This is a genomic window from Stenotrophomonas sp. YJH_SMC_8 (genome assembly GCF_059371315.1).
The window spans coordinates 1-24022 of record NZ_JCAFUL010000001.1 but is presented as its reverse complement, the minus strand read 5'-3'; the positions used below and the strand labels follow the sequence as shown (position 1 = coordinate 24022).

The 24022-nt window shown below is 66.8% G+C and carries 22 protein-coding genes and 1 rRNA gene; 7 read left to right on the top strand and 16 right to left on the bottom strand.

The window, feature by feature from the left end:
- Positions 1-27: 27 nt before the first annotated feature.
- Both AC5P88_RS00115 and AC5P88_RS00110 read left to right on the top strand, forming a co-directional pair.
- A complete protein-coding gene (locus AC5P88_RS00115) occupies positions 28-528 on the top strand; it encodes a protein tyrosine phosphatase family protein (RefSeq protein WP_106549715.1) in 501 nt (166 codons plus the stop codon).
- 28 nt (positions 529-556) lie between these two features.
- Positions 557-1528 carry a bile acid:sodium symporter family protein gene (locus AC5P88_RS00110; RefSeq protein WP_106549714.1) on the top strand — a complete coding sequence of 324 codons (972 nt, stop codon included), beginning with the start codon at positions 557-559 and terminating at the stop codon, positions 1526-1528.
- 264 nt (positions 1529-1792) lie between these two features.
- On the opposite strand, the gene cyoE is transcribed toward AC5P88_RS00110, so the two are convergent.
- The 4 genes from cyoE to AC5P88_RS00090 all read right to left on the bottom strand — a co-directional run bounded on the left by cyoE (position 1793) and on the right by AC5P88_RS00090 (position 5252).
- A complete protein-coding gene (gene cyoE / locus AC5P88_RS00105; RefSeq protein WP_005407798.1) occupies positions 1793-2686 on the bottom strand; it encodes a heme o synthase in 894 nt (297 codons plus the stop codon).
- A 4-nt stretch (positions 2687-2690) separates the two neighbouring features.
- Positions 2691-3854 (bottom strand): COX15/CtaA family protein, encoded by a 1164-nt coding sequence (locus tag AC5P88_RS00100; protein WP_495223960.1) that lies wholly within the window; start codon positions 3852-3854, stop codon positions 2691-2693.
- A gap of 10 nt (positions 3855-3864) precedes the next feature.
- Entirely contained in the window at positions 3865-4434 is a 570-nt protein-coding gene (locus AC5P88_RS00095; RefSeq protein WP_495223959.1) for a redox-active disulfide-containing membrane protein, read from the bottom strand.
- A gap of 110 nt (positions 4435-4544) precedes the next feature.
- Positions 4545-5252 (bottom strand): SURF1 family protein, encoded by a 708-nt coding sequence (locus AC5P88_RS00090; RefSeq protein WP_495223958.1) that lies wholly within the window; start codon positions 5250-5252, stop codon positions 4545-4547.
- 57 nt (positions 5253-5309) lie between these two features.
- Here AC5P88_RS00090 and AC5P88_RS00085 point away from each other — a divergent pair, with 57 nt between their 5' ends.
- Positions 5310-5528: a twin transmembrane helix small protein gene (locus tag AC5P88_RS00085; RefSeq protein WP_099551637.1), complete on the top strand. Its 219-nt coding sequence runs from the start codon at positions 5310-5312 to the stop codon at positions 5526-5528.
- A 20-nt stretch (positions 5529-5548) separates the two neighbouring features.
- Here AC5P88_RS00085 and AC5P88_RS00080 read toward each other — a convergent pair whose 3' ends face one another.
- From AC5P88_RS00080 to AC5P88_RS00055, 6 genes are all read right to left on the bottom strand, one after another.
- On the bottom strand, positions 5549-6424 hold the full coding sequence (locus tag AC5P88_RS00080; RefSeq protein ID WP_005407793.1) for a cytochrome c oxidase subunit 3: 876 nt from the start codon (positions 6422-6424) through the stop codon (positions 5549-5551).
- A 13-nt stretch (positions 6425-6437) separates the two neighbouring features.
- Positions 6438-7028, bottom strand: coding sequence for a cytochrome c oxidase assembly protein (locus AC5P88_RS00075; protein WP_106549710.1), 591 nt, complete (start codon positions 7026-7028; stop codon positions 6438-6440).
- Entirely contained in the window at positions 7025-7195 is a 171-nt protein-coding gene (locus AC5P88_RS00070; RefSeq protein WP_495223957.1) for a hypothetical protein, read from the bottom strand. Before AC5P88_RS00070 ends, AC5P88_RS00075 begins: the two co-directional genes overlap by 4 nt.
- A gap of 107 nt (positions 7196-7302) precedes the next feature.
- Positions 7303-8910, bottom strand: coding sequence for a cytochrome c oxidase subunit I (ctaD, locus tag AC5P88_RS00065; protein ID WP_005407790.1), 1608 nt, complete (start codon positions 8908-8910; stop codon positions 7303-7305).
- Positions 8911-8969: 59 nt separating this feature from the next.
- Complete coding sequence (gene coxB, locus AC5P88_RS00060) at positions 8970-9926, bottom strand: cytochrome c oxidase subunit II (RefSeq protein ID WP_495223956.1); 957 nt, start codon at positions 9924-9926, stop codon at positions 8970-8972.
- Between the two features lie 11 nt (positions 9927-9937).
- Positions 9938-10414 (bottom strand): DUF2244 domain-containing protein, encoded by a 477-nt coding sequence (locus AC5P88_RS00055; protein ID WP_004153894.1) that lies wholly within the window; start codon positions 10412-10414, stop codon positions 9938-9940.
- A gap of 274 nt (positions 10415-10688) precedes the next feature.
- On the opposite strand from AC5P88_RS00055, the gene putA reads away from it, so the two are divergent.
- A complete protein-coding gene (putA, locus tag AC5P88_RS00050; RefSeq protein ID WP_495223955.1) occupies positions 10689-13907 on the top strand; it encodes a bifunctional proline dehydrogenase/L-glutamate gamma-semialdehyde dehydrogenase PutA in 3219 nt (1072 codons plus the stop codon).
- Positions 13908-13995: 88 nt separating this feature from the next.
- Here putA and AC5P88_RS00045 read toward each other — a convergent pair whose 3' ends face one another.
- The 3 genes from AC5P88_RS00045 to AC5P88_RS00035 form a co-directional block, all read right to left on the bottom strand.
- Positions 13996-15063, bottom strand: coding sequence for an AAA family ATPase (locus AC5P88_RS00045; RefSeq protein ID WP_495223954.1), 1068 nt, complete (start codon positions 15061-15063; stop codon positions 13996-13998).
- On the bottom strand, positions 15050-15649 hold the full coding sequence (gene pnuC / locus AC5P88_RS00040) for a nicotinamide riboside transporter PnuC (protein WP_495223952.1): 600 nt from the start codon (positions 15647-15649) through the stop codon (positions 15050-15052). Before pnuC ends, AC5P88_RS00045 begins: the two co-directional genes overlap by 14 nt.
- Positions 15650-15787: 138 nt before the next feature.
- A complete protein-coding gene (locus AC5P88_RS00035) occupies positions 15788-17215 on the bottom strand; it encodes an outer membrane protein transport protein (RefSeq protein ID WP_106549704.1) in 1428 nt (475 codons plus the stop codon).
- Between the two features lie 225 nt (positions 17216-17440).
- On the opposite strand from AC5P88_RS00035, the gene AC5P88_RS00030 reads away from it, so the two are divergent.
- The gene (locus tag AC5P88_RS00030) at positions 17441-18133 is read left to right on the top strand and encodes a rhomboid family intramembrane serine protease (RefSeq protein ID WP_005407784.1); all 693 of its coding nucleotides are present in this window, start codon (positions 17441-17443) and stop codon (positions 18131-18133) included.
- An 85-nt stretch (positions 18134-18218) separates the two neighbouring features.
- On the opposite strand, the gene AC5P88_RS00025 is transcribed toward AC5P88_RS00030, so the two are convergent.
- On the bottom strand, positions 18219-19727 hold the full coding sequence (locus tag AC5P88_RS00025; RefSeq protein ID WP_495223950.1) for a S41 family peptidase: 1509 nt from the start codon (positions 19725-19727) through the stop codon (positions 18219-18221).
- A 108-nt stretch (positions 19728-19835) separates the two neighbouring features.
- Positions 19836-21137, bottom strand: a complete 1302-nt coding sequence (locus AC5P88_RS00020) for a murein hydrolase activator EnvC family protein (RefSeq protein ID WP_495223948.1) — start codon at positions 21135-21137, stop codon at positions 19836-19838.
- 94 nt (positions 21138-21231) lie between these two features.
- Between AC5P88_RS00020 and AC5P88_RS00015 the strand changes: the two genes are divergently transcribed.
- Together AC5P88_RS00015 and AC5P88_RS00010 are read left to right on the top strand one after the other, a co-directional pair.
- On the top strand, positions 21232-21894 hold the full coding sequence (locus AC5P88_RS00015) for a DUF4097 family beta strand repeat-containing protein (RefSeq protein ID WP_106549701.1): 663 nt from the start codon (positions 21232-21234) through the stop codon (positions 21892-21894).
- An 86-nt stretch (positions 21895-21980) separates the two neighbouring features.
- Positions 21981-23696: a M28 family metallopeptidase gene (locus tag AC5P88_RS00010; protein ID WP_106549700.1), complete on the top strand. Its 1716-nt coding sequence runs from the start codon at positions 21981-21983 to the stop codon at positions 23694-23696.
- A gap of 228 nt (positions 23697-23924) precedes the next feature.
- Here AC5P88_RS00010 and rrf read toward each other — a convergent pair.
- Positions 23925-24022, bottom strand: a 5S ribosomal RNA gene (rrf, locus tag AC5P88_RS00005); the annotation flags it as partial.

Genomic DNA, 24022 nt, shown 5'->3' with positions numbered 1-24022 from the left:
GGGCAGAACGCTTTCACGGAGAGGACCATGCTGCTGCGCCTGACCTGCCTGCTGTTGTTGTCGCTCTGCCTGCCGCTGGCCGTCCTGGCCGCGGATACCCCGCTCAATGAAGTCCGCCCAGGCCTGTATGCCGGCGGCCAGCCCAGTGCCGCACAACTGCGCGAACTGGCCGCACAAGGCGTACGCACGGTGATCGACCTGCGCCAGCCTGGCGAGGACCGGGGTTTCGATGAAACCCACGTGGCCGAATCGCTGGGCCTGCGCTATGTGCGCATTCCGGTGGCCGGCGCAGAGGGACTGGATGCGGCCAATGTGCGCGCCGTGCATCAGGCCCTGCGGCAAAGCCAGGGACCGGTGCTGCTGCACTGCGCCTCCGGCAACCGTGCCGGTGCCGTGCTCGGCCTGGTCAATGCACGTTACGAACACGCCAGCCCGGAACAGGCCCTGCAGCTCGGCCAGCGTGCCGGCCTGAAGTCGCTGGAAGCCGCCACCCGCCAGCGCCTGGCCACGCCATCCACTTCGCCCTGACTCCACCGCACCAAGGACTCTGCCCACCATGACCCGCTGGTGGTCGCGCCTGCGACCGGACAACTTCACCCTCGCCCTGCTGTGCACCGTCGGCCTGGCCTCCCTGCTGCCGATGAAGGGCGCCGCCGCCATCGTCCTCGACGATGTCACCACGGTCGCCATCGCCGCGCTGTTCTTCCTGCATGGCGCACGCCTGCCGCGCGAGTCGATCATCGGCGGCATGCTGCACTGGCGGCTGCACCTGACCATCCTGGCCTGCACCTTCATCCTGTTCCCGCTGCTGGGGCTGATGTTCAAGCCGTTGTCGGGCTGGCTGCTGACCCCAGAGCTGTACCTGGGCGTGCTGTTCCTGTGCACCCTGCCGTCCACCGTGCAGTCGTCCATCGCGTTCACCTCGATGGCCCGCGGCAATGTGCCGGCCGCCGTATGCAGCGCCTCGCTGTCGAGCATCCTCGGTGTGTTCCTGACCCCGCTGCTGCTGACCGCGCTGGCCGGCACCTCCGGCGGCGTGCATGACCCGCTGCACGCGATCGGCGGCATCATGCTGCAGCTGCTGGTGCCGTTCGTGGCTGGCCATCTGCTGCGGCCGTGGATTGCCGGCTGGGTGGAGCGGCAGCGCGCACTGCTGCGCTACACCGACCAGGCCACCATCCTGCTGGTGGTGTACTCGGCGTTCGGCGAGGCGGTCACCGAGGGCTTGTGGAGCAAGACGCCGCTGCTCTCGTTGCTGGCCGTGGCAGTGGTGGCCGCGGTGCTGCTGGGCATCGCCATGCCGCTGATCACCTTCATCGCCCGCCGCCTGCGCTTCAACCGCGAGGACGAGATCGCCATCGTGTTCTGCGGCTCGAAGAAGAGCCTGGCCACGGGCGTCCCGATCGCCAAGGTGCTGTTCGCTGGTGGCAGCCTGGGCGCGATCGTGCTGCCGGTGATGATCTACCACCAGATCCAGCTGATCGTCTGCGGTGTGATCGCGCAGCGGTATGCGCGACGCAAGTCCTGACCCGACCTCGAAATCATCCACGCATGGCGTGGATCTACTGGACGCGCGGGCTGCTGCGGGAAAACATCCACGCATGGCGTGGATCTACTGGACGCGCGGACTGATGCGGGAAAACATCCACGCATGGCGTGGATCTACTGGACGCGCGGACTGATGCGGGAAAACATCCACGCGTGGCGTGGATCTACTGTAGAGCCGAGCCCATGCTCGGCTGATGCCTGTGATCTTGAGTAGATCCACGCCATGCGTGGATGCACCAGCCCGTCACAACCAGGGCAGGATCCAGTGGTCGACCAGCAGGAACGCGAACAGCGCCATCAGGTACACGATGGAGTAATAGAACATCTTCATCGAGAACAGTTCGTCCGGCGGGTTCAGCATGCGCCAGGCGTACCAGAGGAACACGGCGTTGAGCACGATCGCGCCGCCCAGGTAGAACGCGCCGCTCATGCCCACCAGGTACGGCAGCAGGCAGACCAGCGCCAGCACCACCGAATACACCATGATCTGCTTGCGGGTGTGCACCACGCCATGGGTCACCGGCAGCATCGGGATCTCCGCCTTGGCGTAGTCCTCGCGGCGGAAGATCGCCAGCGCCCAGAAGTGCGGCGGCGTCCAGATGAAGATGATCAGCACCAGCAGCGACGAGTACGCCCAGTCCGACGAGCCCTGCATGCCGGTCACCGCGGCCCAGCCCAGCATCGGCGGCATCGCGCCGGCCAGGCCGCCGATGACGATGTTCTGCGAGGTCGCGCGCTTCAGGTACACGGTGTAGATCACCGCATAGCCGATCAGCGAGGCGAAGGTCAGCACTGCGGTGATCAGGTTCACCCACAGCACCAGGATGGTCATCGACAACACGATCAGCACGCCGGCGAACACCAGCACCTGCCACGGCTTGACCTTGCCCACCACCAGGGGACGCCACGAGGTGCGCGCCATCTGCGCATCGATGTGCGCATCCAGCAATTGGTTGATGGCGGCGGCGGCCGAGGCCGCCAGCCAGATGCCGAGGAAACCGAGCACGCCGGCGCGCACCTGCTCCCAGCTGGGCACGCCCGGAATGGCCAGGACCATGCCGACCAGGGCAGTGAAGACGATCAGGGCGACGACCTTGGGCTTGGTCAGGTCCCAGTACTGGCGGTAATTGGAAAACATGGAATCAGTCCGGGGCACGCAGGCGGGCCAGCAGGCTGACCAGCACGAACAACAGGGCAACGGCCACGCCGTTGTGGGCCACCGCCACTTCCAGCGGCAGCGCCAGCTTCACATTGAGGATGCCGAGGGTGACCTGCAGCACCAGCAGCACGATCAGCGCACTGGCCCAGCCACGCATGCTCGGCAGGCGGAACAGGCGAACGCCCAGCCACAGCAGGTAGACGGCCACCACCACCGCGAACAGGCGGTGCGCCATCTGGATGGCGATACGCGAGGCACCATCCAGCACGCCCCCTTCGTAGTCCACGCCGATGCCGCGCCACAGGGTGAAGCCTTCGACGAAGTTGTGCTGCGGCCACCATTGGTTGGCGCAGCGCGGGAAATTGTCCAGCGAGGCGCTGCCGCCGCCGCAGGCCAGCGCAGCGTAGTTGGCGCTGACCCAACCACCCAGCGCGATCTGGGTGACCAGCACGGCCACGCCGATCCGCAGCAGCCACTTCAGCTTCGGCGCCTCGGCCAGGGTGATCGGCATGTGCGTGGCGCGCCAGGCCATCCACACCAGCAGCGCGAACATCAGCATGCCGCCCAGCAGGTGGCCCATCACCACGATGGGCTTGAGCAGCAGGGTCACCGTCCACATGCCCAGCAGGGCCTGGAAGATCACCACCGCCAGGGTCAGCAGGGCAGCGCGGGCCAGGTCGATGTTGCTCCAGCGCAGCGCGGCGATCAGCAGGATCGCCTCGCCTATCAGCGCCAAGGCGCTGGCGGCGCCATGCCAACCCATCATGTACAGCGGTATGCCGGCGGCCACCAGCACGCAGGCGGTCACCACCGCCGTGCTTCCGAATCGCCGCTTGCGCGTGGCCAGCAGCGCCAGGGTCAGGATCTCGATGCCCAGCGCGCCGGCCAGGAAGCGGTGCACCTGCTCACGCCAGGCCTTGTGGGTTTCCAGCGGGCGGATCTCCGCCGCCGGGTGGCCAATGGTCTCTTCCACGTGCTGCGGCCAGGTGGCCTGGCCATAGCAGGTCGGCCAGTCCGGGCAGCTCAGGCCGGCATCGGACAGGCGCACGAAGGCGCCGAACATGATCGTGCTCGCGGTCATGATCATGGCGAACCACGCCAGGCGGTGGAAATTGCGGTGCAGCGCCGGACGCGCGGAAAGGCTCATCAAACGGGACTCACTTCAGTTTCAGCAACGTGGCCATGTCCTTGCGCAGGCCACCCAGGTCACTGCCGGGGGCATGGCGCATGATCACGAAGCCGTTCGGATCGATCACGTAGACCGGCAGGCCAGCCGGATCATCAACGCCCGGCAATGCCGCGCGCAGGGCTGGCGACGGAGCCAGCGGCCGCAGCGCGGGCAGCGAGGCGATCGACGCCGGTGGCGTACCCAGCCACAGAATCTCGACATTATCGGCGTTATGGCCGAACAGCTGCCACACCTTGCCCAGTCCCTGCGACAAAGTGACGCACTGCGCGTCGCAGGCTCCAGCCGGTGCCACCAGCAGGCGCCAGGTCCGGGCCTCGGGGTTCCACGGGTAGGCCTGGCCAGTGGCCAGGGTCGGGCGCTGCTGGCGCAGGTCCACCGGCGGCTTCAGCAGCTGGCCGGCATTGCGGTGCCCAGTGGGCTGCCAGCCAGAGAAGCGCAGCACGGCAGCCAGCGCCATCGCCCCGAAGAACACGGCAAACAGCAGCACCAGGGTCCGGCGGCCGGAGCCGCGCGCCTGCGGGGACGTAGCAGTGTTCATGCGGGGCATTTTCTCATGGTTGGGTGGAAGGAAGCGGTCGACGCTCTGGTAGCCCCCGACCTTGGTCGGGGGAGATGGTGCCGACCAAGGTCGGCACCCTCCGGAGCCGGTCAACGTTGCCGCCGGCGCCATTCCAGCACCAGCGCCACCACCAGCACGGTCAGGGCCAGCCCGAACCACTGCACGGCGTAGCCCAGGTGGCGCTGCGGTGGCAGCGTGTTCGGCAGCAGGTCCAGGTCGCGCTCGTCACCGAATGGCAGCGCCGGGTCCAGGCGCAGTACACGATCGGGAAGCGACTGCACCCCCAGCGCGCGGGCCAGGCCTTCGGCCGGCAACCGGCTGGCCAGCCAGCGGCCCGCTTCCCCCGAGGCGGAGAATGCGGGACCGAGTGCCAATCCGGCCGACGGCGGCGGCGCCAGCAACCCACGTACGGCCACCGGCGAAGGCGGCGACGGCACATCCGGCAACGTGCGATCCGGCGGCAGCGCACGCCACCCCAGATCTACCAGCAGCACGCTGCCCTCGTCACTGCGGAATGGGCGGTAGATCTTCACGCCCGCGCGGCCGTGCCGGGTCTGGTTGTCCAGCAGCACCACGCCGGGCAGGAAGCGGCCGTGATCGGCCACGCCATGCAACGCGCCGGGTGCGGCGAGCGCCTGTGCCAGCGACAGTACCTGCGCTGCGGCTGGACCTTGTGCATCCAACATTGCCTGTTTGGCATGCATGCGCTGCAGCTGCCACAGTCCCAATGCGGTGAAACCGGCCATTGCCAGCACCGCCAGCAGCCATCCGAGCACGCGCGTGTGCTGGCGCATCATGACAAGTCCGCGCAAACGCGGTCAGATAGGCACATCCACCCTGCCCTCGAGCCGCGCATGAGTGATTCGCTGAAGACCCTGCTGGTAATCGCGTTTCTGATCGTCATCGTCTGGAACCTGGGCGCCGGCCTGTATTATCTGGTGGTCGACCGCGGCCAGACCAAGCGCACGGTCAATGCACTGACGCGCCGCATCGCGGTGTCGGTGGCCTTGATCGTACTGGTGATCGTGAGCATCTACATGGGCTGGATCAAACCGCACGGCATCGGCGGCTGAGGCCACCGACGCGTGCGCGATCAAAGCACGTAGACGAACAGGAACAGCATCAGCCACACCACGTCGACGAAGTGCCAGTACCACGCGGCAGCTTCGAAGCCGAAATGGTTGTCGCGGGTGAAGTGTCCCTTGGCCGAACGCAGCCACATCACGATCAGCATGATCGTGCCCAGCAGCACGTGCGCGCCGTGGAAGCCGGTCAGCATGAAGAACGTCGAACCGTAGATGCCCGAGCCGAGCGTCAGGTTCAGTTCCTTGTAGGCGTGGATGTACTCCTCCGCCTGCAGGGTGAGGAAGCCGAGGCCGAGCACCACGGTCAGGCCCAGCCAGATCAGCAGCTGGCGGCGGTTGCCCGCCTTCAGCGCGTGATGGGCGATGGTCAGGGTCACGCCGGAGGTGAGCAGGATCAGCGTGTTGATCAGCGGCAGGCCCCAGGCCGGGATGGTCTGGAAGGCGCCACCGATCGCCGCCGGGCCGTTGGTCGGCCAACCGGCGGAATAGCCCTGCCAGAGCAGCTCGTTGGTCATCACCCCGCGGCCTTCGCCGCTGAGCCACGACAGGCCCAGGTTGCGGGTGTAGAACAGCGCGCCGAAGAAGGCGCCGAAGAACATCACCTCGGAGAAGATGAACCAGATCATCCCCATCCGGAACGAGCCATCGACCTGGTGGTTGTAGTTGCCGGCCTGCGATTCGCGCACCACGTCGCTGAACCACCAGAACAGGGTCAGCACCAGCATCGCGATGCCGATGTAGAACGTCCAGCGTCCCCAGCTGGCATCGTTGAGCCAGCTGGCCACGCCCACCATGGTCACCATCATCGCGATGGAACCCACGAACGGCCATTTGCTCTGGGCCGGGACGAAGTACACGTTGGCGTCGGTCGGTGTCTGGGCCATGTCGGTATCCGGGTCAGGGTGCGGCGTGCGCGCCTTCCGAGGTGGCGGCCGGAGCCAGCCGATCGGACAACGCGTCGTTGCGGTAGAAGGTGTAGGACAAGGTGATCGTCCTGATCTCCGGCGGCAGGTCCGGATCGACGATGAAGCGCACCGGCATGTCGCGCTTCTCGCCGGCCTGCAGCGTCTGCGCGGTGAAACAGAAGCATTCGGTCTTGCTGAAGAAACCCGACGCGCGCGCCGGTGCCACCGAGGGCACCGCACTGCCGACCACCGCCTGCTGGCTGTCGTTGCGGGCGAAGTACAACGCTTCGTTGAGCTCGCCGGGCACCACGTCCATGGTCAGCTGTTCGGGATGGAACGACCACGGCAGGCGCGAATTGACGCCGCCATCGAACTCCACGCGCACAGTGCGCTTGCCGGCTGCGGCACCTGCGCTGGCTTCGCTGCCGGGGCCGCGCTCCAGGCGCACGCCGAATACCTTCTCGCAGGCAATGCGATACAGCGGCACCAGCGAGAACGTGAGCAGGAACACCGCCACCGCCACACCGATCAGGCGCGGCAGCCCGGCACTGCGTGAGGTCGCGGTGGCCGGTGCGTCGCTCATCGGCCGATCACCCCACTGAGGATGAACCCGACGTAGACCAGCACCGCGATGGCGCCGACCCACAGGGCGGTGCGCCTGGCGCGCTGGCGTTGCTGTTCGATGCTTTGGCGTTGGGCTTCGGTCTGGCTTTGGTTTTGGTTTTGGTTTTGGTAGTTAGTCGGCTGCACCTGGCGAGTCGACTGACAGTCGACTCTACCTGCCGGCTGCACTTCACGAGTCGACTGACAGTCGACTCTACCGATCGGGAGCGGGCTCTCGTTATGCATGCCCCACCTCAGTGCGTGATGTCGTCATGCGCCAGGTCTCCCGGGCGGATGGTCGGCGGCGTGGTGAAGGTATGCGCCGGTGCCGGCGACGGCAGCGTCCATTCCAGGCCACGCGCACCTTCCCAGCTGCGCGCTTCGGCCTTCTCGCCGTTGCGCAGCGAGGACAGCAGGATCGCGGCCATCATGAATGGCGTGACGAACATGCCGAACGCACCGATCGAGCTGATCAGGTTCCAGTCGGCAAACGCCACGCTGTAATCGGGAATGCGGCGCGGCATGCCGGCCAGGCCGAGGAAGTGCTGCGGGAAGAACAGCAGGTTGACGAACACGATCGACCACCAGAAGTGCACCTTGGCCCACTTCTCGCTGTACATGCGCCCGGTCCACTTCGGCCACCAGTAGTACACCGCGGCAATCAGCGCGAACACCGCGCCGGTCACCAGCACGTAGTGGAAGTGGGCCACCACGAAGTAGGTGTCGTGGTACTGGAAGTCCGCCGCCACGATCGCCAGCATCAGGCCCGAGAAGCCGCCGATGGTGAACAGGATGACGAAGGCCACCGACCACAGCATCGGCGCCTCGAAGGTGAGCGAACCGCGCCACATCGTGCTGACCCAGTTGAACACCTTCACGCCGGTCGGGATCGAGATCAGCATGGTGGCGAACATGAAGTAGATCTCGCCACCCAGCGGCATGCCCACGGTGAACATGTGGTGGGCCCAGACGATGAACGACAGGAACGCGATCGCAGCGGTGGCGTACACCATCGCCTGGTAGCCGAACAGCGGCTTGCGGCTGAAGGTCGGGATGATCTCGCTGACCACGCCGAACGCGGGCAGGATCATGATGTAGACCTCGGGATGCCCGAAGAACCAGAAGATGTGCTGGTACATCACCGGGTCACCGCCACCGGCGGCGTTGAAGAAGCTGGTGCCGAAGAACTTGTCAGTCAGCAGCATGGTCACAGCGCCGGCCAGCACCGGCATCACCGCGATCAGCAGGAACGCGGTGATCAGCCAGGCCCAGCAGAAGATCGGCATCTTCAGCAGGTCGATGCCCGGCGCGCGCATGTTGAGCACGGTGGCGATGATGTTGATCGCGCCCATGATCGAACTGATGCCGGCCACATGGATGGCGAACACGCTGAAGGCGACGTTGTAGCCACCCTGCAGCGACAGCGGCGGGTACAGGGTCCAGCCACCGGCCGGTGCACCACCGGGCAGGAACAGGGTCAGCAGCAGCAGGCTGAAGGCCACCGGAAGCAGCCAGAACGACCAGTTGTTCATGCGCGGCAGTGCCATGTCCGGCGCGCCGATCTGCAGCGGGATCATCCAGTTGGCCAGGCCGACGAAGGCCGGCATCACGCCGCCGAAGATCATCACCAGCGCATGCACGGTGGTCATCTGGTTGAAGAACTCGGGCTTGACGAACTGCAGGCCCGGCTGCGCCAGCTCGGCCCGGATCACCACGCTCATCGCCGCACCGATGATGAACATGATGAAGCTGAAACCCAGGTACAGCGTGCCGATGTCCTTGTGGTTGGTCGAGAAGAACCAACGCTCGAAGAAGCTCTGGTGGTGATGGTGATCGTCGTGCCCAACTGCCGAGTGCGCCATTGCAAAACACCTCTCAGAATCGGTTGTCACCACGGCCGCGAGCGGCCGCGGGCTTTACATCACGCGCCGCTGGCTGCGGTGGCAGGTGCGCTGCCGGCTTCGGCGGCCGCCGGTGCTGCCGGTGCTTCGCTCGCAGGTACAGCCGGTTCTGCAGGTGCCGCAGGGGAAGCGGGCTCGGCCGGCGGTGCAGGCTTGCGCTGCGCCAGCCACTGCTTGAAGTCTTCCTTGGACACCGCCTCGACCACGATCGGCATGAAGCCGTGGTCCTTGCCGCACAGCTCGGCGCACTGCCCGCGGTACACACCGGGCTGCTCGATGCTGGTCCAGGCTTCATTGATGAAACCGGGGATGGCGTCCTGCTTCCAGCCCAGCGCCGGCACCCACCAGGCGTGGATCACGTCGTCGGAAGTGATGACGAAACGCACCTTCGTATCGACCGGCAGCACCAGCCGGTTGTCGACGTCCAGCAGGTAGTGCGGATGGCTCTCGCGGGTCGGCACGATGCCGCTCTGCCGCACCCGATCCGACTCGCGGTCCAGGCGGCTGGTGAAGGTGACGTTCTCGCCGAGGTATTCGTACTTCCACATCCACTGGTAGCCGGTGACCTTCACCGTCATCTCGGCATCGCGGGTGTCGTACATCTTGATCAGGTTGGCCGTGGCCGGCCATGCCATCACGATCAGGATGATCACCGGGATCACCGTCCAGATGATCTCGGCCTTGGTGTTGTGGCTGAAGGTGGCGGCGACCGCGCCCTTGGATTTGCGGAACTTGAAAATGGCGTAGGCCATCGCCCCGAACACGATGACGCCGATCACCGTGCAGATGATCAACGAGAGGTTGTTCGATTCCCAGGCCAGGCGCGAGGTCTGGGTCACCCCCTTGCCCATGTTCAGCTGCCACGGCTTGGGATCGGCCGCCTGGGCCCAGGCCAACGCCGGCATCAGTCCCCCGGTCGCCAGCACTGCGGCAACCGCGTTCACGCACTTCGTGCCCCACCTGCTGCTTTGCTTCATTGCCTAGACCCTTAGCGTCGTCGGTTGCCGCCATCGCTGGCGGCGAGCAAGCTTTCAAGTGTCTCTGCGAGCGTCTGACGTTCGGCCGGCGCGAGGAAACTCCCCACCTCCACCTGCCGGCCGCTGGATGCCAGCCGGACCCTCTCGTCGTCGGTGAGCAGGCGCACCCAGTGGGGGTGGGCCCGGAACACCGGCGATCCACCGGGTACGGGGATGACCTCCACGTACGCCGGCACTACCCGGATCTCCTCCTGCCGTTCACCGCTGCGCCACAAGGCACGCAGCGCCGCCGCCAGCACCAGGCTGTACAGCAGCGCGAACAGGGGGGCGAATGCATTGCCGGCCAACCACCCGAGGGCGGACACCAGCCACATCGCACCCGACAACACGGTGAACAACAGGACGAACTGCCGGGCATCGAGCGCCCGTGGGGGACGCAGCCGCAGCTGCGTACCTGACCCATCCGGAGCTGGAAGCACCTCGATCATGTCGCAACCGCGTTCCTGCCGCGGGAAACGTCTCGATGGTAGCCCCGCCCTCTCGCCGGTAGCAAGGGTGCATTCACACTTTTTCCGATGCTGCAACACAGCATGAGGTCGGCGGAACGAATGACGAATTCGGCACAAATATTGGCAGGATTTATGAACACGCCGAATCCACCACCGTTAGGGGCTATCAGCCCTTCATGAAGGTGTCTGCGCGGCACTTCCGAAGGCCGCAAAAATGTTTAAAATCGCCAAGTTTTCCACTGGCCGGACCGGCATGAACGCACCTTCCTCCTCCCCTGCCGCGCACGACGCCCCGCGTCCCGGCGCGCTGCTGTCGCCGGAACTGCCGGCGCCCCCCAACCCGTTCCGCCAGGCCATCACCGATGCCTGGTTGAAGGACGAGGCCAGCCACGTCCGCGAGCTGCTGGCGCAGGCCCGCCTGCCCGCCGACGAGCAGGCCAAGGTGCAGGCACTGGCCGCCGATCTGGTCGGCCGCGTGCGCGTGCGTGCCAAGGACCAGGGCGCCATCGAAGCCTTCATGCGCCAGTACGACCTGGGCAGCGAGGAAGGCGTGCTGCTGATGTGCGTGGCCGAGGCGCTGCTGCGCATTCCGGACCAGGACACCGCCGACAAGCTGATCCGCGACAAGCTGGCCGATGCCGACTGGGAAAAGCACCTGGGCGGCAGCGACTCGGTGCTCGTCAACGCCTCCACCTGGGGCCTGATGCTGACCGGCAAGCTGGTGCAGATGAACGACGCCACCCGCGCCGATGCGCCCAGCGCGTTCAAGCGCCTGGTCGGCCGCGTCGGTGAGCCGGTGGTGCGCCTGGCCGTGCGCCAGGCCATGAAGATCATGGGCCACCAGTTCGTCATGGGCCGCACCATCAGCGAAGCGCTGTCGCGCTCGCACAAGGGCGACAACGCCAGCTATCGCTACTCGTTCGACATGCTGGGCGAAGGCGCGCTGACCATGAAGGACGCGCTGCGCTACCTGGAAGACTACCGTCGTGCGATCCACGCCATCGGCGGCGATCACAAGGCACGCGGCGGCCGTCCGGACGGCGACGTCAACAACGCACCGGGCATCTCGATCAAGCTGTCGGCGCTGTACCCGCGCTACGAGCACGCCAAGCGCGAGCGCGTGCTGAAGGACCTGGTGCCGGGCGTGCTGGAACTGGCACAGCTGGCCAAGAGCTACGGCATCGGCTGCACCGTCGACGCCGAAGAATCCGACCGCCTGGAACTGTCGCTGGACATCATCGAGCAGGTGTTCTCCGACGCCTCGCTGGCCGGCTGGGATGGCTTCGGCGTGGTCGTGCAGGCCTACCAGAAGCGCACCCCGTACACGATCGACCACCTGGCCGACATGGCGCGCCGCGCCGGCCGCCGCCTGCAGGTGCGCCTGGTCAAGGGCGCCTATTGGGATGCCGAGATCAAGCGCGCGCAGATCGAAGGCTATCCGGGCTACCCGGTGTTCACCCGCAAGCAGAACACCGACGTCTCCTACCTGGCCTGCGCCAAGCGCCTGTTCACGCATGCCGATGCGATCTACCCGATGTTCGCCACGCACAACGCGCACACCATTGCCGCGGTGCGCAGCATCGCCAACGGCGGCGTGTACGAGCACCAGAAGCTGCACGGCATGGGTGACGACCTGTACGCCGAAGTGGTGCCGGCCGACCGCCTGGGCCTGCCCTGCCGCGTGTATGCGCCGGTCGGTTCGCATGAAGACCTGCTGCCGTACCTGGTGCGCCGCCTGCTGGAAAACGGCGCCAACTCCAGCTTCGTCAACCGCATCACCGACGAGCGCGTGCCGATCGCTGACCTGATCCGCGATCCGGTCGAGATGGTCGCCTCGTTCGCATCGATTCCGCATCCCAAGATCCCGCTGCCGGTTGACCTGCTGCGCAGCCAGAACCACGACAGGAAGAACTCCATGGGCGCCAACCTCGCCAACGACAACGAACTGCGCGCCCTGGCCGAGCAGATCAACGCCGCCGTGAAGCCCTGGCAGGCCGCTCCGCTGGTACCGGGTGCCAACCCGGCCGGCGCCGCGCTGCCGGTGACCAACCCGGCCGACACCCGCGAAGTGGTCGGCCAGTGGCTGGCCGCCGACGCCGCCACCGTGCAGAAGGCCCTGGCCAATGCCGTGGCCGCGCAGCCGGCCTGGAACCGCACCCCGGCCGCCAGCCGCGCCGCCATCCTCGAGCACGCCGCCGACCAGCTGGAAGCACGCATGCCGGAATTCATGGCGCTGTGCGTGAAGGAAGCCGGCAAGAGCCTGCCCGACAGCATCGCCGAAGTGCGCGAAGCGGTGGACTTCCTTCGCTACTACGCCAAGCAGGCGCGCGAGCAGTTCAGCCACGCCGAGAAGCTGCCGAGCCCGACCGGTGAATCCAACGAACTGCAGCTGCACGGCCGCGGCGTGTTCGTCTGCATCAGCCCGTGGAACTTCCCGCTGGCGATCTTCCTGGGCCAGGTGGCCGCTGCACTCGCCGCCGGCAACAGCGTCATCGCCAAGCCGGCCGAGCAGACCAACCTGATCGGCTACTACGCGGTGAAGCTGCTGCACGACGCTGGCGTTCCGGCCGAGGTGGTGCAGTACCTGCCGGGCGACGGCGCCACCGTCGGCGCCGCGCTGACCGCCGACCCGCGTGTGGCCGGCGTCGCCTTCACCGGTTCCACCGACACCGCCCGTGCGATCAACCGCGCGATGGCCGCACGTGATGCCGCCATTGGCGTACTGATCGCCGAGACCGGCGGCCAGAACGCCTTCATCGCCGACTCCTCGGCGCTGCCGGAACAGCTGGTCAAGGACGCGATCGGTTCGGCCTTCACCTCCGCCGGCCAGCGCTGCTCGGCCGCGCGCGTGCTGTTCGTGCAGGACGACATCGCCGACAAGGTGATGACCATGCTGGCCGGCGCGATGAAGGAACTGAAGGTCGGCAACCCGGGCCTGCTGTCCACCGACGTCGGCCCGGTGATCGACGCCGATGCGCTGAAGATCCTGCAGGACCACGCCGCGCGCATGGACCGCGAAGCACGCCTGATCGCCGCCGCCGAGCTCTCCACCGAAGCGGCCAACGGCACCTTCTTCGCACCGCGCGCGTATGAACTGAAGGACCTGGGCCAGCTGCACAAGGAAATCTTCGGGCCGGTGCTGCACGTGATCCGCTGGAAGGGCGACCAGCTCGATGCGGTGATCGACCAGATCAACGCCACCGGCTACGGCCTGACCCTGGGCGTGCATTCGCGCATCGACGAGACCGTCGACCGCATCAGCAACGGCGTCCACGTCGGCAACGTCTACGTCAACCGCAACCAGATCGGTGCGGTGGTCGGCGTGCAGCCGTTCGGCGGCCAGGGCCTGTCCGGCACAGGTCCGAAGGCCGGTGGCCCGCACTACCTGCTGCGCTTCGCCACCGAGAAGACGGTGACGGTGAACACCACCGCCGCTGGTGGCAACGCCTCGCTGCTGACCCTGGGCGACTGATCACCCGGTTGCTGCGGTAAACGAAAAACCCCGCGAAAGCGGGGTTTTTTGTGGTTTACCGGTAGCGCCGGGCCGTGCCCGGCGACGATCATGCCGCCACACTGAACCGGTTGTCTGCCCGCTTCGCCAGCTCGCTCTGCACACGCGCGATGCGCGTCTCCAGATCGCCTTCCAGCAACACATACGCGACACCTGCTACCTGCAACTGCTGCAGATACCACGCATGCTGCTGCGCCCGGAACGCCTCGCCCACGCGGGTGCCGTCCTGGTCAAAGGGAATATCCGGTGCACAAAGGAACAACAGGTCGTACCTTCGTCGCGCGGCCTGCAGCAGCGGTTCCGGTGCGGTACCGAACATCCATCCGCTGTAACCCAGCGTCACCAGCGGCGTGGTATCGCAGAACAGCCAGCGCTGCGCGCGCCGTGCGGCCTCATCTTCGTGCCGCGGCTGTGTCATTGCGATGTGCAGCAGATCCTCTGGTAGCAGTTCGCCACCTTGCTGCTCCCACAGCGTGCGGCCGAACTCCGGTACCCAGGCGGTGTGCAGGCGTTCGGCCAGCCTCCGCGCGAGGGTTGTCTTTCCGCTGGACTCGCCGCCGATGAAGGCTATTCGCTGCACGTATCCGGCGTACACCTCCGGTGAAAGGCCCTCGCGGCACGCATGTGGGTCAGCACGTAACTGGGTGCCACTGGCCTGGCCGACATCACGCGTGCGCTCCAGCCGTTCGTGGCGCACCGGCGCGTCGAAGTGCGCCGACAGCGCCTGCGCGAAGCCATCGCCATAGTCCTCACCGGTGTACACCGCCTGCACTGCCTCTCCGAAGAGGTTCAGGCACAGCCAGGCCGTGAATGCGCGCTGCACCTGCACGTTGTCGCTGTCCTGCGGCAGCCTGCGAACCGGCACCCCCTGCTGGGCGCACAATGCCGCCAGTCGCGCATCATCGAGCACTGCCACCGTGGCCTGCGGGAATCGCGCTCGCAGCCAGCGCTCACGACGCGCGGCGCTGTACCCTGGGAAGCCCGGCTGCGACCAGCCAATCACCAGCAGCTGCGTGCAGCGTGTGGCGGCAAATTCGATCAGTCGTTCGTGACCGAGGTGCAGCGGGCAGAACTTGCCCACCACCAGGCCCCGCGCAACGCGCTCAGGCAGCGGCATCGGCTGCTCTGGCCTCGGTCCGCATCAGATGCCGCCAGTGGCGCAGGGCGACAAGCGCGTTGATCCAGAAACCGATGTAGAGGATCGAGGTCAGGTGCAGGCCTCGGCTGTAGTACAGCGGCACCGCCACGGTATTCACCAGCAGCCACACCCACCACGATTCCAGCTTGCGGCGCATCATCAGGATCTGCGCGATCACGCTCAGTACCAGCACCGCCGAATCGATGTACGGCGCGTAGGCGCTGGTCAGGCGGGTCAGCATCCAGCCGTAGCCGAAGGTGGCCACCACCGCCAGCGGCGCCAGCCAGGCCCAGGCGCGCGGCCGCAATGAAGTAATCGGCAGCGGCGCACCATGATCGCCGCGCAGCCACTGCCACCAGCCCAGCACGCTGATGGCGATGAAGAAGAACTGCAGCACCATGTCCGCATACAGGTGCGAACGCTCGAACACCGCGGCGAACAGCGCGCAGCCCACGATGCCCAGCCACCAGGTGTGCACGTTGTTGCGGCCGGCCAGCAGGATCGAGCCGGCGACGGCGATGTTGGCAGCCAGCTCCAGCTGGAAGTTCGGGTCGGACAGGTTCATGGCGCTATTGTCATCGATCCGCGCGCTACGCGTGTCTGCCGGTAGATCCACGCCATGCGTGGATGGCCCGAAGCCCACAAAAAAGAAAGCCCCGCTTGCGCGGGGCCTTCCGTGTACTGCTTCAGGCAATCGCCCGAATCAGAACTTGTACTGCATCGAAGCCGCCAGCACGTCGCCGCTGACCTTGTACTTGCCGATCACGGTGTTGGCCGTGGCCGAGGTCGAGGTGATGTCCGGATCCTTGGTGAACAGGTGGGTGTAGCCCACGCTGTATTCCATCTTCTCCGAAGCCGCGTAGGTCAGGCCCAGCGACAGCCACTTGCGGGTGGTGTCCGGCACGCGCACGTCACGGTGGGCGTCGGTGGTCGGGGTCTGGTCGTAGGCCAGGCCGCCGCGCAGCGTCAGCTTGTCGTTCATGCGGTACTCGGTACCGATCGACGCGAAGGTGGTGTCACGGTAGTGGAACGGCAGCACGCTGTCCGGCTGGTTGGAGTCATAGTCGACGGTGACCTGGTCGAACTTGCTCCACGCGGTGCGCGAAACGTCGGCCATGATCTTCCACTGGTCGTTCACGCGGTGCGAGACGCTCATGGTGGCGCTGGCCGGCAGGGTGATGGTGGCGCGGCCGTTGCTGTCGATGAAGGTGCCCGGGGCGGCCGTGGCCAGGAAGGCGGCAGCGTTCTGCGGGATGGTGAAGTCAGCCTTGCCGTCGGTGATCTTGTGCTCGACCTTCGAGCGGTAGCTGAAGGCGATGTTGGTGCCTTCCACCGGGCTGACAGTCATGCCCAGGGTGTAGCCGACCGACACTTCGTCGCCCTTGATGCGCAGGTAGCCATCGGCGGTGCCCGGCGAGAAGCCGAGCTGGGCGGCCTGGCGTGCTGCGGCCTGCGAAGCGGCTGCAGCCTGGGCTGCAGTGCCACCGGCAGCCAGGACACGCGCCGCAGCGGTGCGCTGGGCGGTGGCGTTGATCGCGGTGCCGGTATCGACGGCGCTGGTCAGGTCGACGTTCAGGCGCTCGGCGAACACCGACGCACCGAACGACAGGTACGGGTTGACGTCGTAGGAGAACGCCACGCCCAGGTCGATCGCCTGCAGCTCGGTCTTGACGCCGTTGTAGCGGCCGACCCAGTCACGGTCGTATTCGGTCTTGAAGCCGAACGGCACGGTCAGCGAGGCGCCGAAGTGCATGTTCTCCTTCTCGCCGAACGGCAGGTGGAAGTACGCCGCCGGGACCGGGGCGATCATGCCGGCGTCGCCGCCGTTGCCGCCGGAAATCGGAGCGCCGTTACCGTACTGGCCCTTGCCACGGAACTTGGCGCCGAAGCTGATGGCGCTGACGTCGCCCTGCAGCATGGTGCCGTCGAGCAGGCGCATCGAGGCCGGGTTGGTGGCGATGACCGAGGCGTCGCCTTCGGCGGAGGTGGAGCCGGCGAACGCGCGGCCGAGGCCCTTGGCGCTGTTTTCCTTCAGCTGGAAGGCGGCGGCGTTGGCGTCGGCGGCGGCCAGCGCACCGGCAACGCCGACGGCCAGCAGGGTCAGACGGGCAATGGTGGAAGCGGTTTGCATCGTAGTTCTCTCTCCGGTAAGCGGTGATGGTGCTCTGAGTGCGCCTGCGCCCGCCAGGCCCGGGGGCCCGTCGAAGCGCGCCGGATTCCCCTCCCGACATACGACGCCGTATGCGAGTATTACCCAGAGCCGTTAATGAAACAATAACGGCGCAGGCGGTTTTTTCGTCTCAAAAGCTGAACAGGACAATCCCCGTCGCAAGCGCCCGCACGCTAGGCTAGTGCCATGTTCGTCTCCCTCCCGTCGCGCAAGAAGGCGGCCCTGCGCTGGGCCACGCCCGTGCTTTTTGCGGCACTGTGGCTGGCGTTCCTGTGGTCGATCTCGCGCCCGGACGATGCCCGCGGCAGCCTCTGGCTGGACTGGGGCGCCCTGTCCACCGGCCTGACCCACCCGCTCGACTGGTGGGCGACGCTGCAGGACGGCAGCGTGCTGCGCCTGTTCACCGCCCTGTTCCTGCACGCGGACTGGTCGCATCTGCTGGGCAACCTGGTCTTCCTGCTGATCTTCGGCCTGCCCGCCGAGCGCGTGCTGGGCCCATGGCGGTTGCTGCTGCTGTTCCTGGTCGGCGGCGCGGTGTCCAACCTGGTGGCCATCTACACCATGGGCAGCCCGGACCAGATCATCATCGGTGCCAGTGGCGCGGTCTCGGCACTGATCGGCGCCTACCTGGCCCTGTTCCCGGGGGCGCGGCTGGGCGTGGTGATCCCGCTCGGCCTGTTCCTGGAGTTCGTGCGGGCCCCGGCCTACCTGCTGATCGGCGTATGGGCCGCGCTGCAGGTGGTGTTCGCCCATATCGGCCCGAGCTTCGGCATGGTGGCCTGGTGGGCCCACATCGGCGGCTTCGTGTTTGGCCTGGTGTACGGGGTCTATGTTCGTGCGGCGATCGCGCGCCGGCTGCGCAAGCGGCACGGGTTCTGACCGCCCCGGTCGTGCCGGCCGCTGGCCGGCATTTGTTTTCTTCTTCCGCCCTTGAGCCGACGCCGGGCATGGCCCGGCGCTACCGTCAGGGCTTGGCCGGCGCGGGTGCCGGCTTTGCTTCCGGCTTTGCTTCCGGCTTTGCTTCCGGCTTTGCTTCCGGCTTCGGCTCGGCCTTTGCTTCCGGCTTTGCTTCCGGCTTCGGCTCGGCCTTTGCTTCCGGCTTCGCCGCAGCGGCCTTCGCGGCCTTGGCGGCATCTGCCTTCGCCGCTTCGGCCTTCAACCGTGCAGCCACCGAACCGGGATTCTTCAGTTCGGCCAGCGCGTCGTTGATCGGGCCGTCGCCCGGCAGTACCGCGCCGGCGTGGTAGCCCTCGGTGCCTTCGTCGTCACCACGCAGATGCCCCGGCAGGGTCGCTTCGCTGTAATCGCTCAGGCTGGCCGGCAACGCGTCATCTTCGGGGCGCGCGGCAGGCTTGAATTCGACCTCCGGCACGATGCCGGTGGCCTGGATCGACTTGCCACTGGGCGTGTAGTAACGCGCGGTGGTCAGCTTCACCGAGTCACCGTTGTCCAGCGGCAGCACGGTCTGCACCGAGCCCTTGCCGAAGGTGCGGCTGCCGACCACGCGCGCGCGCTTGTTGTCGCGCAGCGCGCCGGCCAGCACTTCCGAGGCACTGGCCGAACCGGCATCGACCAGCACCACCACCGGCGCGCCCTTCAGCAGGTCGCCCGGGGTCGCATCGAACCGTGCATCGCTGATGCTGATGCGGCCGCGGGTGCTGACGATGTTGCCCTTGTCGAGAAGATCGTCGGCCACCTGCACGGCGGCGGTCAGCAGTCCACCCGGATTGCTGCGCAGATCCAGCACCAGGCCCTTGAGCTGGCCACCGGACTGCTTCTGCAGCTGCTGCACGTGCTTCTGGAAGTCCGACCCGGTGTCGGCCTGGAAGGTGCTCAGGCGGATGTAGCCATAGCCCGGCTCAAGCAGGCGGCTGCGCACGCTGGTCACGCGGATGGTCTGGCGGGTGAGGCTGACGTCGAACGGCTTCGGCTTGCCCGCACGCACGATGGTCAGCACCACCTTGCTGCCGGCCGGGCCACGCAACGGTTCGCTCGCATCAATGGCGCTGATCGGCTTGCCGTCGATAGCGATGATCAGGTCACCGGCGAGGATGCCGGCCTTGGCCGCCGGCGTGTCGTCGATCGGCGAGATCACCTTCATGCTGGCGTTGTCGGGCTGCTGCTGCAGCTCCACGCCGATGCCTTCGTAGGCGCCGTTGGCCTGCTCGTCGAAGGCCTGCGCGTCTTCCTTGTTGAAATAGGTGCTGTGCGGGTCGAGGTCGAGCAGCAGGCCGCGCACCGCCGACTGCATCAGCTTCTTGTCATCAACCGGGTCGACATAAGCGGCACGCACCGCGTTGTACACCGCCACGAAGCGGCGGATGTCCTCCAGCGGCACCTTCGAGGTCACCGCCTCCTCGCTGTTCGCTGCCTGCCCGCTGGTTTCCTGGCTCGGGGCGGGCGCGGTCTGCTGCGCCCAGGACAGCGCCGGCAACAGGGCCAGCAAGAGGGTGGCGGTACGGGCTGCGCGCATGGATCACTCCTGTCGACGTTGGCATCGTGCCCAAGGCACATGCACCGATTATGCGCGAAGCACAGCTAAATTCCCGTTGAATCCGACCCGCACGCGGCGATGCCGGATTCAGCGCCGCTGCAGCCAGCTGTCCGGGTTGACCGGCTGCCCACCACGACGCAGCTCGAAATACAGCGCGGTGACGCCCTGCCCACCCGAGTTGCCGACCTTGGCCACCGCATCGCCGCGGCTGACCCGGGCACCCGCATCCTTCAGCAGGGTGTCGTTGTGCGCGTACAGGCTCATGTAGCCGTTGCCGTGATCGACGATCAGGATCATGCCGTAGCCGGTCATCCAGTCGGAGAACACCACGGTGCCGTCGGCCACGGCGGTGACGGTGCTGCCGGCGGGCGCGCCGATCAACACACCACTGCTGGTGCGGCCGTCGGGCAGCTTTCCGCCGTAGCGGGCCAACAGGTTGCCCGACAACGGCCAGCCCAGGCCACCCACCTTCGGCGCCGGCGCAGAGGCCACGGCAGGCGGGACCTTGGTGGGCGGCGGTGGCGGACGGCCCTGCGCGGCGGCCTGGCGTGCGGCACGCTCGGCAGCGGCCTTTTCAGCGGCTGCTCGACGCGCGGCGGCGCGGCGCTCGGCTTCGGCCCGGGCCGCGGCGGCACGCAGGTTGGCCAGCAGCGTTTCCAGTGCCTTGGCGTCCTGGCCCAGTGCCTGTTCCTTCTCGCGCTGGTCCTTGAAGCGTTCGTCCAGCGAGGCCACCGTCTTTGCGCGATCGCGGCGGTCGGCTTCCAGGGCGGCTGCCTGCTGCTTCTGGTCCTGCTGCGCTCCCTGCAGCTTCTGCTTGCGCTCGGCGATCTGCGCCTGCACCGCTTCCAGTTCCTTCAGGTCGGCGGTCAGCGTGGTGATGCGCTGTGCGCGCTCGCGCTGCAGGTAGCGATGGTAGGCCAGGGCGCGGTTGGCATCGGCCACCGTGTCCTGCGACAGCAGCAGCTTCAGCGGTGCGTGGTTGCCAAGCTGATACGCCGCGCGCAACAGCCCGGCCAGTTCGCGGTGCTGCTGGGCCAGGTTGGTCTGCAGGGTGTTGCGGCGCTGTTCGGCTTCGGCCAGGGCGCGGCCCTGCTCGCGCAGCGCGGTTTCCGTCTGCGCAAGTGCACGGCCGGTCCGGGCCACCTTCTCGTCGGCCTCGCGCAACTGCTGCGACGCCTGGCCACGCTGGCCTTCAATCTGCCGCCGCTCCTGCGCCACGCCTTTCAGCTCGGTGCGCAGCTTCTGCAGCTTGCGCTCGGTCTCGCGGGTGGTCTGCGCGGCGCCCTGTAGTGGCAGCGCCAAGGCGATGGCCAGCCCCAACAGCAGGCAGCGCCCGCCGCGGGCAGCGGCGATGTGATGTCGGCGTGATGGGAAGGCGTTGTTGCGCAAGGGCTTTCCAGTGACTTCAGGCAGTTGCAGGGGGTACCGGGGAATGGTGACATCTCCGCACGCGGCCTGCCAGCCGCACATCCATCGAGGTCCCATGAAAACTCTTTCCATTCCGCTGTTGTTGGGCGTCCTGTTCGTTGCCGGCCCGGCCGGTGCCCAGGACAACATCAGCAAGGTCAACGGCAGCATCAGCGCCGAACCTGGCCAGCGCTACGGCAAGCTGGATACCGTCAACGGCGGCATCCGGGTTGGTGAAGGCGTCGAGACCGGCAGCATCGACACCGTCAACGGCGGGGTCAAGGTGGCCGACCGTGCACGTACTGGCAAGATTGAAACGGTCAACGGCGGGGTACGCCTGGGCCGCGAGGTGATTGCACACGGCAGCGTCAGCACCGTCAACGGCAGCATCTTCACCGATCGCGGCAGCCAGATCGAAGGCGGCGTCGAGACCGTGAACGGTGGCATCGGCCTGGTCGAAAGCCGCGTCGGCAAGGATGTGGAGACCGTCAACGGTGACATCACCGTCGGCATCGGTTCCCAGGTCAACGGCGGTGTGCACGTGCGCAAGCCGAACTTCAGCGTCTCGCTCACCGCCAGCCGCAAGCCGCGTGTGATCGTCGGCCCGAATGCCGTGGTCAACGGCCCCCTCCAGTTCGAACGCGAGGTGGTGCTGTACGTGCACCGCACCGCCCGCATCGGACCCGTCACCGGCGCCGAGCCGATCCCGTTCGACACCGAAACCGCCCCGGCGGACTGAGCGCACCGGACCGCCCGGTTCGGTGATACTCGCTGATACCGGCCGTGCACGACGTGCGGCCGCCCTTTGTTTTCCAGGAATCGACGATGCCCCGCAAACTCCTCCTGTGCCTGGCCGCCGCGGCCGCGCTCAGTGCCTGCAAAGGCGAAGACACGCCGGCCGCCGCGCCTGCACCGGCCACCGACACCGCTGCCGCGAAGCCGGCGGCTCATCAGTTCTCCCCGGAGATCAACGCCGGCGACTTCGCCGAGATGGTCAAGACCCTGGCCTCGGATGAATTCGAAGGCCGCGCCCCGGGCAGCAAGGGCGAGGAACTGACGGTCAACTACATCCGCGACCAGATGCAGCGCATCGGCCTGCAGCCGGGCAACGGTGACAGCTGGTTCCAGGACGTGCCGATGACCGAGACCACGGCCGACGCATCGACCGTGTTGAAGATCACCCAGGGTGGCAAGACCACCGAGCTGAAGTTCGGCACCGACATGGTGGTCGGCACCCGTACCGGCCAGGCCGAGGTGAAGGTCGATGCCAGCGACCTGGTGTTCGTCGGCTACGGTGTCGATGCGCCGGAGCAGAAGTGGAACGACTATGCCGGCCAGGACTGGAAGGGCAAGACGGTCGTGATGTTCGTCAACGATCCGGGCTTCCACGTCGACGACGCGAAGCTGTTCGACGGCAAGCGCATGACCTACTACGGCCGCTGGACGTACAAGTTCGAGGAGGCCGCCCGCAAGGGCGCCGCCGCGGCGCTGATCGTGCATGACACCGCCGGTGCCTCCTATGGCTGGGACGTGGTGAAGAACTCCTGGGCCGGCCCGCAGTACGACCTGCCGGCCAAGGATGACCCGGAAGCCCGTATTCCGGTGCAGGGCTGGCTGAGTGCCGACGCGGCCAAGGCGCTGTTTGCCGGTGCCGGCCTGGACCTGGCGCAGGCTTACAAGGATGCGAGCAAGCGCGGCTTCAAGCCGGTGCCGCTGAAGGCCACCGCCGCGGTCGACCTGAAGAGCCAGATCGCGCAGAAGCAGTCGCGCAACGTGGTGGGCGTGCTGCCGGGCAGCAAGCGTGCCGACGAGGCCGTGCTGTACATGGCGCACTGGGACCACCTGGGCAAGCACGAGGGTGAAACCGGCGACAACATCTACAACGGCGCAGTCGACAACGCGACCGGCGTGGCCGGCATCCTTGAGGTGGCCGAAGCCATGGCCCACCAGGATCCGAAGCCGGAACGTTCGGTGGTGTTCCTGGCGGTGACCCTGGAAGAGTCCGGCCTGCTGGGTTCGAAGTACTACGTCTCCCATCCGACCTTCCCGCTGGACAAGATCGCCGGTGTGATCAACATCGATGCGATGTCGGTGGCTGGCCGCGCCAAGGACGTGACCGTCACCGGCTTCGGCAGCTCGGAACTGGAGGACATCCTCAAGCCGCTGGCTGCGGCCCAGGACCGTACGCTGCACGGTGAGACCTCGGTGCAGAGCGGCTTCTACTTCCGTTCGGACCACTTCAACTTCGCCAAGGCCGGCGTGCCGGCCCTGTACGCCGATGGTGGCGAGGACCTGCGCGAGGGTGGCGTGGACGCCGGCCGCAAGGCTGCGGCGGATTACGGTGCCAACCGTTACCACGGCCCGAAGGACGAGTTCGATGCGTCCACCTGGAAGCTGGACGGTACCGTCGAAGACCTGCAGTTGATGTACGGCGTCGGCAAGGAACTGGCCGGTGGCGATCGTTGGCCGAACTGGTATGAGGGCAACCCGTTCAAGGCGGCCCGCGACGCGATGATGAAGGACAAGGCTTCGGCCAAGTAAGGGCGAGCCCTATCGTTGAGGTTCAAGCGGCGCCCCACGGGGCGCCGCTTTTTTTGTGCGCACCGCCAGTGGTGCGTGCCAACCTTGGTTGGCACCTTGGTTCCTTGAGGGGAGCATCCACGCATGGCGTGGATCTACCGGGGTTGCCGGCCAGCGGCCGGCACTACCGGCGTTTCCCGCGCTCAAAGAAAAACCCCGCTGCGTGAGCAGCGGGGTTTTGGGTGTAAACCCTGGCGATGACCTACTCTCGCATGGCTTGAGCCACACTACCATCGGCGCAGCTGCGTTTCACTTCCGAGTTCGGGATGGGATCGGGTGGTTCCACA